General features: G+C 61.0%; 8 protein-coding genes. 7 read left to right on the top strand and 1 reads right to left on the bottom strand.

Annotated features, from left to right (window positions below):
- Positions 1-171: 171 nt before the first annotated feature.
- The 6 genes from recC (at position 172) to yfiB (ending at position 11,867) form a co-directional block, all read left to right on the top strand.
- Entirely contained in the window at positions 172-3,624 is a 3,453-nt protein-coding gene (recC, locus tag AC3WMV_RS17420) for an exodeoxyribonuclease V subunit gamma (RefSeq protein WP_103367730.1), read from the top strand.
- Positions 3,621-7,310, top strand: coding sequence for an exodeoxyribonuclease V subunit beta (gene recB, locus AC3WMV_RS17425; protein ID WP_103367731.1), 3,690 nt, complete (start codon positions 3,621-3,623; stop codon positions 7,308-7,310). Before recC ends, recB begins: the two co-directional genes overlap by 4 nt.
- Positions 7,307-9,406, top strand: a complete 2,100-nt coding sequence (recD, locus tag AC3WMV_RS17430) for an exodeoxyribonuclease V subunit alpha (RefSeq protein WP_103367732.1) — start codon at positions 7,307-7,309, stop codon at positions 9,404-9,406. The genes recB and recD overlap by 4 nt, the downstream gene beginning before the upstream one ends.
- A 120-nt stretch (positions 9,407-9,526) precedes the next feature.
- A complete protein-coding gene (gene yfiR, locus AC3WMV_RS17435; RefSeq protein WP_027614152.1) occupies positions 9,527-10,102 on the top strand; it encodes a regulatory sequestration protein YfiR in 576 nt (191 codons plus the stop codon).
- On the top strand, positions 10,099-11,367 hold the full coding sequence (dgcN, locus tag AC3WMV_RS17440; RefSeq protein ID WP_097090438.1) for a diguanylate cyclase DgcN/YfiN: 1,269 nt from the start codon (positions 10,099-10,101) through the stop codon (positions 11,365-11,367). The genes yfiR and dgcN overlap by 4 nt, the downstream gene beginning before the upstream one ends.
- Positions 11,368-11,372: 5 nt before the next feature.
- Positions 11,373-11,867 carry an outer membrane lipoprotein YfiB gene (gene yfiB, locus AC3WMV_RS17445; protein WP_103367733.1) on the top strand — a complete coding sequence of 165 codons (495 nt, stop codon included), beginning with the start codon at positions 11,373-11,375 and terminating at the stop codon, positions 11,865-11,867.
- Here the strand turns inward: yfiB and AC3WMV_RS17450 are convergent.
- Positions 11,864-12,811 (bottom strand): LysR family transcriptional regulator, encoded by a 948-nt coding sequence (locus AC3WMV_RS17450; RefSeq protein WP_103367734.1) that lies wholly within the window; start codon positions 12,809-12,811, stop codon positions 11,864-11,866. The two genes, yfiB and AC3WMV_RS17450, sit on opposite strands and share 4 nt — an antisense overlap.
- Positions 12,812-12,961: 150 nt before the next feature.
- On the opposite strand from AC3WMV_RS17450, the gene AC3WMV_RS17455 reads away from it, so the two are divergent.
- Positions 12,962-14,488, top strand: coding sequence for a CoA-acylating methylmalonate-semialdehyde dehydrogenase (locus AC3WMV_RS17455; RefSeq protein WP_007962100.1), 1,527 nt, complete (start codon positions 12,962-12,964; stop codon positions 14,486-14,488).
- Positions 14,489-14,493: the final 5 nt, after the last annotated feature.

The following is a 14,493-nucleotide window of genomic DNA, read 5'->3' on the forward strand; positions in this document are numbered from 1 at the left end:
GTAGGTCATCGTCAAGATTAAATTCCGAAACCCCAATTGCGAAAGCAGTTGGGGTTTTGTTTTGCCCGCAGGAAAGTTCCTACAGCATGCGGTAGGCCCTTCTGGCTGTCACAGCCTGCCGACAGTGCTAAGGTTCTGCCTTGGCTTTTGTACTTTTCCAAGGAAGCTTTTATGCCGGACGCCTCGTCCCTCAACGCTGCATTCATGGTGGTTCAGAGCAATAGCCTGGACGAGCTGCGCAGCCTGGTGGTCAGCATCATGCGGCGCTACCCATTGGCTCCCTTGGAGAATGAAATCGCTCTGGTCCAAAGCAACGGTATCGCCCAATGGCTCAAGCTGGCATTGGCAGAAGATCCTGAAGAGGACGATCTCGGTGGTTGCGGAATAGCCGCTGCCATCGATGTGCAGCTTCCAGGCAGTTTCATGTGGCAGCTCTACCGTATGGTGTTGGGCCGAGACGAAATCCCCGCCACATCCTTGCTCGACAAAGCTCCCCTGACCTGGCGGCTGATGCGCCTGTTGCCGCAAGTGATTGATCGCCCCCATTTCGAACCGCTACAACGCTTCCTCACCCATGACACCGACTTGCGCAAGCGCTACCAGTTGTCCGAGCGCCTGGCAGACCTGTTTGACCAATATCAGGTGTATCGGGCCGACTGGCTCGAAGATTGGGCCGAGGGCCGGCATCAGTTACGTAATGTTCGAGGCGAGATAAAGCCACTGCCTCCAGTCAGTTGCTGGCAGGCTGAATTGTGGCGTGCTCTTTTGGAAGATGTCGGTGAGCAAGGCATGGCCCAGAGCCGCGCCGGTGTTCATCAACGATTTATCGAGTGCATAAATTCCCTCGAACATGCACCAGCAGGACTACCCTCGCGGGTGATCGTGTTCGGTATATCCTCGTTGCCCGCCCAGGTGCTTGAAGCGTTGGCCGGACTCGCACGTTTCAGTCAGGTGCTGTTGTGTGTACACAACCCTTGCCGACACCACTGGGCCGATATCGTCGCCGACAAGGATCTGCTGCGTCATCAATACAAGCGTCAGAGCCGCAAGAACGGCATGCCGGTCGTACTCGATCCTGAAACGTTGCACCAACATGCTCATCCGCTGCTCGCCGCCTGGGGCAAGCAAGGCCGCGACTATATCAACCTGCTCGACAGTTACGATGACCCCAACAGCTATCGCGCGGCGTTTCGTGATGGGCGCATTGATCTGTTCAGCGAAAATCAGCCACATAACATGCTCAACCAACTTCAGGACGACATCCTCGAGTTGCGGCCACTGAATGAAACGCGTGAGCGCTGGCCTGCCGTTGACTTGACGCAGGATGGGTCGATCCGCTTTCACATAGCCCACAGTGCCCAGCGCGAAGTGGAAATCCTTCACGATCAGTTACTCGCACGCTTCAGCGCTAATCCAGATCTGCGCCCACGAGATGTAATTGTGATGGTGCCGGACATCGACAGCTATGCGCCGCATATCCGGGCGGTGTTCGGACAACTGGATCGACATGATCCACGCTTCATTCCATTTACCTTGGCCGACCAGGGCCAGCGGGGCCGCGATCCGTTGCTGATTGCTGTCGAGCACCTGCTGAAGCTGCCCGATAGTCGTTTCCCGGTGAGCGAGATCCTCGATCTGCTCGACGTCCCTGCGTTGCGCGCCCGATTTGGCGTACAAGAGCGTGATTTGCCTACTCTGCATCGCTGGATCGAAGGAGCAGGCGTGCGCTGGGGAATGAACGCCGGGCAACGTGCCGGCCTGGGCTTGCCGGATGAGCTTGAACAGAACAGCTGGCATTTCGGTTTGCGGCGGATGTTGTTGGGGTACGCAGTTGGCAGCTCCAGCGCCTGTGCCGGTATCGAACCCTACGATGAAATCGGTGGTCTGGATGCTGCGTTGATCGGTCCGTTGGTTGCCCTGCTCGATGCATTGGAACTGGCCCATCACGAACTCACTCAAGTCGCTCAGCCCAAGGTGTGGGGCCAGCGCCTGCAAATCCTGATGCAGCTGTTTTTCAAGGCCAGTAATGAGCACGACGATTATCTGCTCACGCAACTTGAGGAGTTGCGCGAAACCTGGCTGCAGACCTGTGAATCCGTTGGGTTGGTCGATGAATTGCCGCTGACGGTGGTTCGCGAAGCCTGGCTCGCGGGGCTGGATCAGGGGCGTCTGTCCCAGCGTTTTCTCGCCGGCGCAGTAAACTTTTGCACGCTGATGCCCATGCGGGCAATCCCGTTCAAGCTTGTCTGTTTGCTGGGGATGAACGATGGCGATTATCCCCGGGCGCAACCCCCGCTGGATTTCGACCTCATGGGCAGTGACTACCGGCCAGGGGACCGTTCCCGGCGTGAAGACGATCGCTATCTGTTGCTCGAGGCGCTCCTGTCTGCGCGCGATCAGCTGTACATCAGTTGGGTCGGACGCAGCATTCGCGACAACAGTGAACGGCCTGCTTCAGTGCTGATCGGGCAGTTGCGCGATCACCTCGCCAGTGGCTGGCGGTCGCTCGATGAGCATCAGGATATGTTGACCTCCATGACCGAGGAGCATCCCCTGCAACCGTTCAGTTCGCGCTATTTCCATGACGGCGATCAACTATTCAGTTATGCCCGTGAATGGCAGGTTTTGCACCAGGTGCATGCGCCACAACATGAGACGGAGCTACTCGCGCCCCATGTTCAGGAGGAGCCGCTGAGTCTGGCTCTGCTGCAGGATTTCTTGCGTAACCCGGTCCGGCACTTTTTCACGCAGCGCCTCAAAGTGTACTTCGAGGCCGCCGAGGCGCCCCTGGCTGACGAAGAACCGTTCGTGCTGGACGCATTGCAACGCTACACACTGAGCGACAGCCTGCTCAACGCCGCACTCCGGCAGCCCGACAATATCGATCGGGCACTCGAAGATCAGGCGCGGCGTTTGCAAAACAGCGGATTGCTGCCCATGGCCGGCTTCGGCGAATGCCTGCAACGAGAGTTGATCGAGCCGTTACCGGACTTGCTGCAACGTTACCAACACCTTCTGGCGTTATGGCCGACACCATTGACCAGCGCGCTCCCGGTCAGTCTTGAGTTGCAGGGCGTGCGTGTTGAAGGCTGGCTCGCCGGTTTGCATCAACGCGCTGACGGTGGCGTGTTGTCGGTCACGACCATTCCCAACAGCATCGGCTCGATCAAAAGTCGAAAATGGCATCGGTTGATCAAGCCGTGGGTCAATCACCTGGTGGCCTGCGCCAGCGGACTTATCCTGACCACGGCACTGGTGGCGAGTGACGATACGCTGCTGCTTGAGCCGCTGGAGAAGGATCGAGCGGTTCGTTTTCTGGGTGATCTGCTGCTCGCCTGGCAGGCCGGCATGCGCCAGCCGCTGCCGATCGCGGTCAAGACGGCCTTCGCCTGGCTTGCGCAGACTGATCCGCTCAAGGCTGAGGCGGCTGCCAGAAAAGCCTACGAAGGCGACGGCCAGACCAGTGAAGGTGAGCGCCGTGAAAGCCCTGCGCTGTCACGCCAATTCGCTGACTTTGACGCATTGAGTGCCGACGAAACATTCTCCGGTTGGTGCGACGCGTTGTATCGCCCCCTGTTTGAAGCGCCATGGCGCTCGTTGGCCAGCGAAGGGGCACGCGCATGAGTACCAAAACACCGCTGGCTCTGGCCTTCCCACTGCACGGCAGTCAACTCATCGAAGCCAGTGCGGGTACCGGCAAGACCTTTACCATTTCTGCTCTCTATCTGCGGCTGATCCTTGGCCACGGCGGCGAATCGAGCGGCTTCGGCCGTGAATTGCTGCCCCCGCAGATTCTTGTGGTGACCTTCACCGATGCCGCCACCAAGGAGCTGCGTGAAAGAATCCGTACGCGACTGGCCGAGGCTGCGCGGTTTTTCCGTGAAGAAACCCCGGCGCCGGATGGCTTGATTGCCGAGCTGCGCGAGCAGTTTGACCCGGCACAATGGCCCGGTTGCGCCAATCGCCTGGACATCGCCGCGCAATGGATGGATGAAGCGGCCGTCTCCACCATCCACAGTTGGTGCCAGCGCATGCTGCGCGAACACGCGTTCGACAGCGGCAGCCTGTTTACCCAGTCCCTGGAAACCGATCACAGCGATCTGCTCGGTGAAGTACTGCGCGATTACTGGCGACTGTTCTGTTACCCGATGCAGGGCGACGCGCTGAACTGGGTTCGCGCTAACTGGGGCGGGCCGGCAGCGTTGTTGCCACGAGTGCGCGGCCTGTTTGGCAGTGAGCGCGACAGTGATGACGGCAAGGCCCCTGCAGAATTGATCAATGAGTGTCTGCAAGAACGGCGTGCCGCGTTGCTCGAGCTGAAGATGCCGTGGCGTCAGTGGGCCGATGAGCTGCTGGTGATCTGTCACGAAGGCGTTGCGAGCAAAGCCGTCGACGGACGCAAGATGCAGGCGCGCTACTTCGAGCCCTGGTTCGAGAAACTCAAGGCGTGGGCCGAAGACGAGGCCATGGAGCAACTGGACATCGGCACCGGTTTCACCCGATTGACCCCTGACGGAATGGCCGAAGCCTGGAAGGGCCAGGCACCGAGTCATCCGGGTCTCGACGCGATGCCGGGGCTCAAGTCGAGCCTCGACGCGCTTCCCACCCCCGATGCCGCCGTATTGCAACATGCGGCGAGATGGGTGGGCGCGCGTTTTGAGGAAGAGAAGCGTCGTCGTGCGGAAATGGGGTTCGACGACATGCTGTTGCGCCTCGATGCGGCGTTGCAATCCGACAGCGGCGAGCGCCTTGCTGCGGTGATCCGCGAGCAGTTTCCGGTTGCTCTGATCGATGAGTTTCAGGACACCGACCCGGTGCAATACCGGATCTTCGAGAGCATCTACCGCATCGAGGACAACAGTCCGGATACCGGTCTGTTCCTGATCGGTGACCCCAAGCAGGCGATCTACGCGTTCCGTGGCGCCGATATCTACACCTACCTGCGTGCGCGTCAGGCCACTGCCGGCCGCCTGCATACGCTGGGCACCAACTTCCGCTCCAGCCATGGCATGGTCAACGCGGTCAATCACGTATTCGAACGCGCCGAGTCCCGCGAGCAGGGACGCGGCGCGTTTTTGTTTCGGGAAAAAACCGGGGAAAACCCGGTGCCGTTCCAGCCTGTTGAGTCTCAGGGGCGTAAAGAGCGGCTGCAGATTGCGGGGCACGATGTCGCGGCACTGAATGTCTGGCACCTGTCGACGGATCAGCCGCTGTCGGGCGCGGTCTATCGCCAGCAATTGGCGGCGGCCTGTGCCAGCGAAATCACCGCGTTGCTCAATGGCGGGCAAACCGGTGCGGCGGGATTTGTCCGCGACGGAGAAGACTTCAGAGGCTTGCGACCCTCTGACATTGCGATTCTGGTACGCGACGGCAAAGAGGCCCAAGCCGTACGCGCAGAACTCGCGGCCCGTGGCGTGCGCAGCGTTTACCTGTCGGACAAGGACTCGGTGTTCGCCGCCCAGGAAGCGCATGACCTGCTCTCCTGGCTCAAGGCCTGCGCGGAGCCGGATGTCGAGCGCTCTCTGAAGGCTGCGCTGGCTTGCATCACTCTCAATCTGCCGTTGGCTGAACTGGAACGATTGAATCAGGACGAGTTGGTCTGGGAAGCCCGGGTCATGCAGTTTCGTGGCTATCGCGAACTGTGGCGCAAGCAAGGTGTGTTGCCGATGTTACGGCGCCTGCTGCACGACTTTCACCTGCCGCAGACCCTGATCGCACGCAGTGATGGCGAGCGGGTACTGACCAACCTTTTGCACTTGTCGGAACTGATGCAGCAGGCTGCCGCTGAGCTTGATGGCGAGCAAGCGCTGATTCGTCATCTGGCCGAGCTTCTGGCGTTGTCCGGTCAGGCCGGCGAAGAGCAGATATTGCGTCTGGAGAGTGACGAGCAACTGGTCAAGGTCGTGACCATTCACAAGTCCAAAGGGCTTGAGTATCCACTGGTGTTCCTGCCTTTCATCTGCTCGGCAAAACCGGTGGATGGCAGTCGCTTGCCGCTGCATTACCACGATGCCTCCGGCAAAGCCCAGGTGACACTGAAGCCGACCGCCGAATTGATCGCCCTGGCGGATGACGAGCGTCTGGCCGAGGACCTGCGTCTGCTCTACGTCGCCCTGACTCGCGCGCAACATGCCTGCTGGCTGGGTGTCACGGACCTCAAACGCGGTAATAACAACGGTTCGGTGCTTCATCTTTCGGCGCTTGGCTATCTCCTGGGTGGCGGCGCAAGGCTGGATGAGTCAACCGGTCTGAGCCGCTGGCTGCAGGATTTGCAACAGAACTGCGCGGCCATCAGTTTGGGGGAGTTGCCTCAAGCCACTCAGGAGATCTACCGGCCCGAGCGTAACGAAGCGATCCTCAGCGCTACATTGGTGCCCAAGCGCAAGGCCAGCGAAAACTGGTGGATTGCCTCCTACAGTGCTTTGCGCATCAGTGACGTATTGAGCGTGGGCAGCGATGAGGCGCCGGACAGTCCACAAGCGCAAAAGCTGTTTGATGATGAGCGCCTCGACCCGGATGCGCCACGCGAGATCGTGGCCGGTGGCGCCGATATTCATCGTTTTCCTCGCGGCCCGAATCCGGGAACCTTTCTTCATGGTCTGCTCGAATGGGCCGGAGACGAAGGTTTTGCCGTTCCTTTTGAAACGCTCAAGGATGCGATTGGCCGGCGCTGCAACCTGCGTGGTTGGGAGGGTTGGATCACCACCCTGAGTGATTGGCTGCAACACTTGCTCAAGTCGTCGCTGCCAACAGGTAGCGGACAGCCTCCGGTGGTTCTCGAGCAACTCAGACAGTACCGCGTCGAGATGGAGTTCTGGTTTGCCAGCCACAAGGTCGATGTTCTCAAACTCGATGAGTGGGTGCGCCAGTACACTCACAACGGTGTGGCACGAGTGGCCGCCGAGCCAGTACAGCTCAACGGCATGTTCAAAGGCTTCATCGACCTGACCTTCGAACATGAAGGGCGCTACTACGTGGCCGACTACAAATCCAACTGGCTGGGTGTCGACGATGCGGCCTATACCGAGCAAGCCATGGAGCGCTCGATTCTCGACAACCGTTATGACCTGCAATACGTGTTGTATCTGCTGGCGTTGCATCGGCAACTGAAGGCGCGGTTGCCTGACTACGATTACGATCGGCATGTCGGTGGTGCGTTGTATGTGTTTCTGCGGGGGACCCGGGCAGACAGTCGCGGCGTGTATTTTGCGCGGCCGCCGCGCGAACTGATCGAGCGCCTGGATCGCCTTTTCCAGGGTAAGCCGGAACCCAAGGCCGAACCCGCATGGGAACAGGGAGTCCTGCTATGAGCCGTACCTTCGCCGATCTGTCATCGGCTATCGACAACCCGTCGAGCCTGGCGCCACTGACCAGTGCCTCGGATCTGCTGATCTTGCTGGAACGCTGGGTCGAGCGAGGCTGGCTTCGTTCGCTGGACAAGGCCTTTATCGGTTTTCTGTACGAACTCGCACCCCAGTCCGATCCACTCGTGTTGCTCGCTGCCGCTCTGACCAGCCATCAACTGGGTCACGGACATGTCTGCCTCGACCTGTTCGAAACCCTCAAGGCCCCGGATTTCGCCCTGTCTTTACCTCCTGAAGGCGATGAGCAAAGTGATGTCTTGCTCCTGCCGTCGCAGTTGCTTGAAACGCTGAATGGCGCCCATTGGTGCAAGGTGCTGGCGAGCAGCGCTCTGGTTGCACTGGCTGCGGACAATAGCGAAGCGGCGCATCAGCGACCGTTGGTGCTGTCCGGCAAGCGTCTGTACCTGCGGCGCTACTGGGCCTATGAGCGGCGTATCGATGCGGCGTTACGCACACGTCTGGCCCAAGGCGAAACGCCGCCGGATGACTTGCCCCAACGTCTCGATGAATTGTTCGGCCCCGCCGGGCCCGGAGCAGTGATCGACTGGCAGAAACTCGCCTGCGCGCTTGCCACTCGGGGAGCCTTCAGCATCATCACGGGCGGCCCGGGAACTGGCAAAACCACCACGGTGGTGCGTCTGCTCGCGCTGCTTCAGGCGCCGGCGGTGGAAGCCGGTCAGCCGTTGCGCATTCGTCTGGCGGCGCCCACCGGCAAGGCTGCTGCGCGGTTGACCGAGTCCATCAGCCAGCAAGTGCAGTCGCTGAAAGTCACCGAAGACGTGCGCGAGAAGATCCCCTGCGACGTGACCACTGTCCATCGTTTGTTGGGCAGCCGGCCCGGCACCCGACACTTCCGCCACCATGCCGGCAACCGCTTGCCGCTGGACGTGCTGGTGGTCGATGAAGCTTCCATGATCGACCTGGAAATGATGGCTAACCTGCTCGATGCGTTGCCGGCGCATGCGCGTCTGGTGTTGCTCGGTGACAAGGATCAACTCGCCTCCGTAGAGGCCGGGGCGGTGCTCGGCGATCTGTGCCGCGATGCCGAGGCAGGCTGGTACAACCCGCAGACCCGGCGGTGGCTGGAGTCGGTCAGTGGAGAGTCCTTGCAGGACAGTGGCTTGCACGAGGACCGCGACGGCTCGCATCCGCTGGCGCAGCAACTGGTGATGCTGCGCCATTCCCGACGCTTCGGTGAAGGCAGCGGCATCGGTCAGCTGGCGCGGCGGGTCAATCAGCAGTTGCCGGAGGAGGCGCGCCAGTTGCTGGCGGCCGGTCACTATGATGACGTGTTTTCCCTGCCGCTCAAGGGCGAACACGATCACACGTTCGAGCGGCTGCTGCTCGACGGTCATGGGGAAGGTCCAAAGGGTTATCGCCACTATCTGAATATCCTGCGCCAACAACGCCCGCCAGCGGAAAGACCGCTGGAGCATCCGGACTGGAGCAACTGGGCGCGGGAAGTGCTGCAGGCGTTCGACACCTTCCAGTTGTTGTGTGCCGTGCGCAAGGGGCCTTGGGGCGTTGAAGGGTTGAATTTGCGGATCACCGAAACGCTGGTCAAGGCACGCCTGATCGAGCATGACCAGCAATGGTACGAAGGCCGGCCGGTGCTGATGACGCGCAACGATTACGGTCTGGGTCTGATGAACGGCGATATTGGCATCGCCCTCAAGTTGCCCGAGCGCGAAGGCCCGGACGCCGGCAAACCGGTGCTGCGCGTGGCCTTTCCGCGTAACGACGGGCAGGGCGGTGTGCGTTTCGTGCTGCCGAGCCGGCTCAACGACGTGGAAACGGTGTACGCGATGACGGTGCACAAATCCCAGGGCTCCGAGTTCGCCCACACCGCGCTGATCCTGCCGGACGCCTTGAATCCGGTGTTGACCAAGGAATTGATCTATACCGGTATTACCCGGGCCAAACACTGGTTCACTTTGATCGAACCCCGGGCCGGCGTGTTTGAAGAGGCGGTGCAGCGCAAGGTCAAGCGCCTGAGCGGATTGATGCTGGAACTGGAGGAAGGTGGCGAGGTTCGGGAATGAAATAGCCTGATGTTCGGTGCCGATTACTGACCAACTGGTCAGCAGCTGCTGTCTCGCTGGTGTTACTGCGCTGTGCTATCGTTGCGGCATCATTTCGGTACGATCCAAGAGAATCCCTGCATGAAGGTGGCTGTCTGGGCGACAGAGCGCGTGGTTCGCTGCAAGCACGCATTGCTTGTCGGTCTGCTCTGTTTGCTGACCGGCGCCGCCATGGCGCAGGCACAGACGCCGGTGGGCATGGCCGAGCAGCGCGCCCAGTCGGTGACGCAGGTTGTGCTGGGCATCCTCAGTTACGCGCGCTGGCCGGTGGAACCCGCACAATTGCGCCTGTGCATCGTCGGCCCCACCGAATACACCGATGACCTGGTCAAAGGCACTACGCAAGCCACCGGTCGTCCGGTGGCTGTGCGCCGACTGCTGGCCGACAACCCGGCGATCGTCAGCGAATGCGATGCGGTGTACATCGGCAAACTCACCGCAGATGAACGCAGTCGGCTGTTCACCTCATTGATCGGCCATCCGGTGCTGAGCATCAGCGAAGGTGGCGATCAGTGCACGGTCGGCAGCCTGTTCTGCCTGCGGGTCGGCGATCAGCAGGTTTCCTTCGAGGTCAATCTCGACTCCGTCGCCCGCAGCGGTGTACGCATCCACCCGAGCGTACTGCAGTTGTCGCGCCGCAAACCGGCGGCACCATGAAGCTGTTTCGTTCCAGGAGCCGCCCGACACTGGGCTCGGTCATCGGCCGCGGCCATTTGATTGTCGCGCTGGTGGCCGTGACGATGGCCAGCGTGTCGCTGACCCTGCTGGGCGTTCTCGCGCTGCGGGTGTACGCCGATCACAACCTGCATCTGATTGCACGTTCGATCAGCTACACCGTGGAAGCGGCGGTGGTGTTCAACGATAAGGACGCCGCCACCGAAGCGCTGGCCTTGATCGCGTCCACCGAAGAGGTGGCGGATGCCCAGGTGTTCGACACTCAGGGGCAGTTGCTGGCGCGTTGGCAGCGGCCCGAAAACGGTCTGTTTTCCCAACTGGAAATGCAGGCTGCCCGGACCATTCTGGAAAAGCCGATCAGCCTGCCGATCGTGCATCAGGATCGTGAAATCGGACGCATCCTGCTGGTCGGTCACGGCGGTAGCCTGATGCGCTTCTTGCTCAGCGGTCTGGCGGGGATCATTCTCTGCACCGCAATCAGTGCCTGGGTCGCGCTGTATCTGGCGCGCCGACAGCTGCGCAGCATTACCGGCCCGCTTCGCAGCCTCGCGGCGGTGGCTCATGCCGCCCGCAGCGAGCGTGCGCTGGATCGCCGGGTACCACCGGCGCAGATCGCCGAGCTCGACAACCTCGGCAACGACTTCAATGCCCTGCTCGACGAACTCGAATCCTGGCAGACACATCTGCAAAGCGAGAACGAAACCCTCGCCCATCAGGCCAGCCACGACAGCCTCACCGGTTTGCCCAACCGGGCGTTTTTCGAGGGGCGATTGATTCGCGCCTTGCGCAACGCCGGCAAGCTCAATGAGCGGGTGGCGGTGCTGTTTCTCGACAGCGACCGCTTCAAAGGCATCAATGACAACTTCGGTCACGCCGCTGGCGACGCGGTGCTGGTGGCGGTCGCCAATCGGATCCGCGCGCAACTGCGTGAAGAGGATCTGGTGGCGCGGCTCGGCGGCGACGAGTTCGCCGTACTGCTCGCGCCGCTGCACAAGATCGAGGACGCCGAGCGCATTGCCGACAAGATTCTCGCCAGCATGGACATGCCCATCGCGCTGCCGGGCGACACCAGTGTGGTGACGTCGCTCAGTATCGGCATTGCGGTTTTCCCCGATCATGGCGCCACGCCAGGTGCCTTGCTCAACGCCGCCGACGCCGCGATGTATCAGGCCAAGCGCCTGTCGCGTGGCGCTCAATTCACTGCCGGGTCGGAGAGCCCGGTCGTCAATCTGCAAACCAGGAGCTGATTCCCGTGTTCACATTTCCCGCTCGACTGTTTTCCGTCTTGCTGATGATCGCCGTACTGGCGCTGACCGGGTGCCAGACCGCACCGCAGAAAGGCCTGACCCCGGCGCAGATCGCCGTCCTCAAACAACAAGGCTTCGAAGCGACCGACGAGGGCTGGGAGTTTGGCCTGTCCGGCAAAGTGCTGTTTGGCAGCGATATCGAAAGCCTGAACAACCAGAGCACCGAAATCGTCGAACGCATCGGCAAGGCACTGCTCGGCGTCGGTATCGAGCGGGTGCGGGTCGACGGTCATACCGATGCCTCGGGCAAGGAAACCTACAACCAGCAACTGTCGCTGCGTCGGGCCAAAAGCGTGGCCAAAGTGCTGACCACCGTCGGTATGAAGGAAGAGAACATTCAGCTGCGCGGACTGGGCAGCAGCGAGCCGGTGGCGTCCAATGACACTGCCGCCGGACGCACCGAAAATCGCCGGGTGTCGATTGTGGTCAGCGCCGATTAATCGGCAAACCGCATCTCGCGGGTCTGCCCCATCAGCAGACCCTGATTACGCTCGGTCACCTCACGGATGTAATCCCACAATAGGGTGATCCGCTTTAACTTCCGAAGATCCTCCCTGCAGTACATCCAGAACTGTCGGGTGATCTCGATTTCCTCGGGCAGCACCGGCAGCAGGCGCGGATCCTGCGCCGCGAGGAAGCAAGGCAGAATCGCCAGTGAACGCCCTTGCTGCGCCGCGACGAACTGCGCGATCACGCTGGTGCTGCGCAGGTTTGCGCTGGCGCCGGGCAGCACGTTCGCCAGGTACAGCAGCTCCGAGCTGAACGCCAGGTCATCCACGTAACTGATGAATTGATGCTTGCCCAAATCGGCCGGGCGGCGGATCGGTGGGTGCTGGTCGAGATAGTCCTGGGTCGCGTACAGCTGCAAGCGGTAGTCGCAGAGTTTGCAGCACACGTACGGGCCGTGTTCCGGGCGTTCCAGGGCAATGACGATGTCGGCTTCGCGTTTGGACAGGCTGATGAAGTGCGGCAGCGGCAGGATGTCCACCGAGATCGCTGGGTAGGCGTCGACGAAGTGGCTCAGTTGCGGGGTGATGAAAAAGCTGCCGAAACCTTCGGTGCAGCCCATGCGTACATGCCCGGAAAGCGCCACACCAGAGCCCGAGACCTGCTCGCAAGCCATGTGCAACGTGCTTTCGATCGACTCGGCATAACCCAGCAGGCGCTGGCCTTCGGTGGTCAGCACAAAACCGCTGGTGCGTGATTTCTCGAACAGCAGCGTACCCAATGCCGCTTCCAGTGAACTGATGCGTCGCGACACGGTGGTGTAGTCGACGGCGAGCCGTTTGGCCGCGGTGCTGGCCTTGCGGGTACGGGCGACTTCGAGGAAAAACTTCAGGTCGTCCCAGTTCAGCGACCCCAGGGAGGTGATGTTTTTTTGCATGATGGACGGGCTTATATGTGCGTTCTTATTAGAAGTTTGCACATCTATACTCCAAAAACAGTCCGACAACCAATTCGTGACACACGCCTCATCTCAAGGCGAACCCTTTCGCCTTGGCTCCTACGATAAAAACAAGTTTCGGAGACCAGCATGAACGCATCGCTTACGCCCAACGAAACCACGGTCCAGAAGGTCAAGCTGCTGATCGACGGCGAGTGGGTCGAATCGCAGACCACCGAGTGGCACGACATCGTCAACCCGGCGACCCAACAAGTGCTGGCCAAGGTTCCGTTCGCCACTGCCGCTGAAGTCGACGCCGCCATCAGTGCCGCGCACCGCGCGTTCCAGACCTGGAAACTGACCCCGATCGGCGCGCGGATGCGCATCATGCTCAAGCTGCAGGCACTGATCCGCGAGCACTCCAAGCGCATCGCCGTAGTGCTGAGCGCCGAGCAGGGCAAGACTATTGCCGACGCCGAGGGCGATATTTTCCGTGGCCTGGAAGTGGTCGAACACGCCTGTTCCATCGGCACCCTGCAAATGGGCGAGTTCGCCGAAAACGTGGCCGGCGGCGTCGATACCTACACCCTGCGCCAGCCAATCGGCGTGTGCGCCGGCATCACCCCGTTCAACTTCCCGGCGATGATTCCGCTGTGGATGTTCCCGATGGCGATCGCTTGCGGCAACACCTTCGTCTTGAAGCCTTCGGAACAGGATCCGCTGTCGACCATGCTGCTGGTGGAGCTGGCGATTGAGGCGGGCGTTCCGGCGGGCGTGCTCAACGTCGTGCACGGTGGCAAGGACGTCGTCGATGGCCTGTGCACCCACAAGGACATCAAAGCCGTATCGTTCGTGGGTTCGACCGCCGTCGGTACGCACGTTTATGACCTGGCCGGCAAGCACGGCAAACGCGTGCAATCGATGATGGGTGCGAAGAACCATGCCGTCGTGCTGCCGGACGCCAATCGCGAGCAAGCGCTGAATGCCTTGGTCGGCGCCGGTTTCGGTGCGGCCGGTCAGCGTTGCATGGCCACCTCGGTGGTGGTGCTGGTTGGTGCGGCGAAACAGTGGCTGCCGGATCTGAAAGCGCTGGCGCAGAAACTCAAGGTCAACGCCGGCAGCGAGGCGGGCACCGATGTCGGCCCGGTGATCTCGAAGAAAGCCAAGGCGCGGATTCTCGATCTGATCGAAAGCGGCATCAAGGAAGGCGCCAAGCTTGAACTCGATGGTCGCGACATCAAGGTGCCGGGCTACGAACAAGGCAACTTCGTCGGCCCGACCCTGTTCTCGGGCGTGACCACTGACATGCAGATCTATACCCAGGAAATCTTCGGCCCGGTGCTGGTGGTGCTGGAAGTCGACACCCTCGATCAGGCCATCGCACTGGTCAACGCCAACCCGTTCGGCAACGGCACGGGCCTGTTCACCCAGAGCGGTGCGGCTGCGCGTAAATTCCAGACGGAAATCGACGTCGGCCAGGTCGGCATCAACATCCCGATTCCGGTACCGGTGCCGTTCTTCAGTTTCACCGGTTCGCGCGGTTCGAAACTCGGCGACCTCGGCCCGTACGGCAAGCAAGTGGTGCAGTTCTACACCCAGACCAAAACGGTTACGGCGCGCTGGTTCGATGACGACAGTGTCAACGACGGCGTGAACACCACCATCAACCTGCGCTGAGGAAT

The organism is Pseudomonas sp. FW305-3-2-15-E-TSA4 (genome assembly GCF_058787295.1).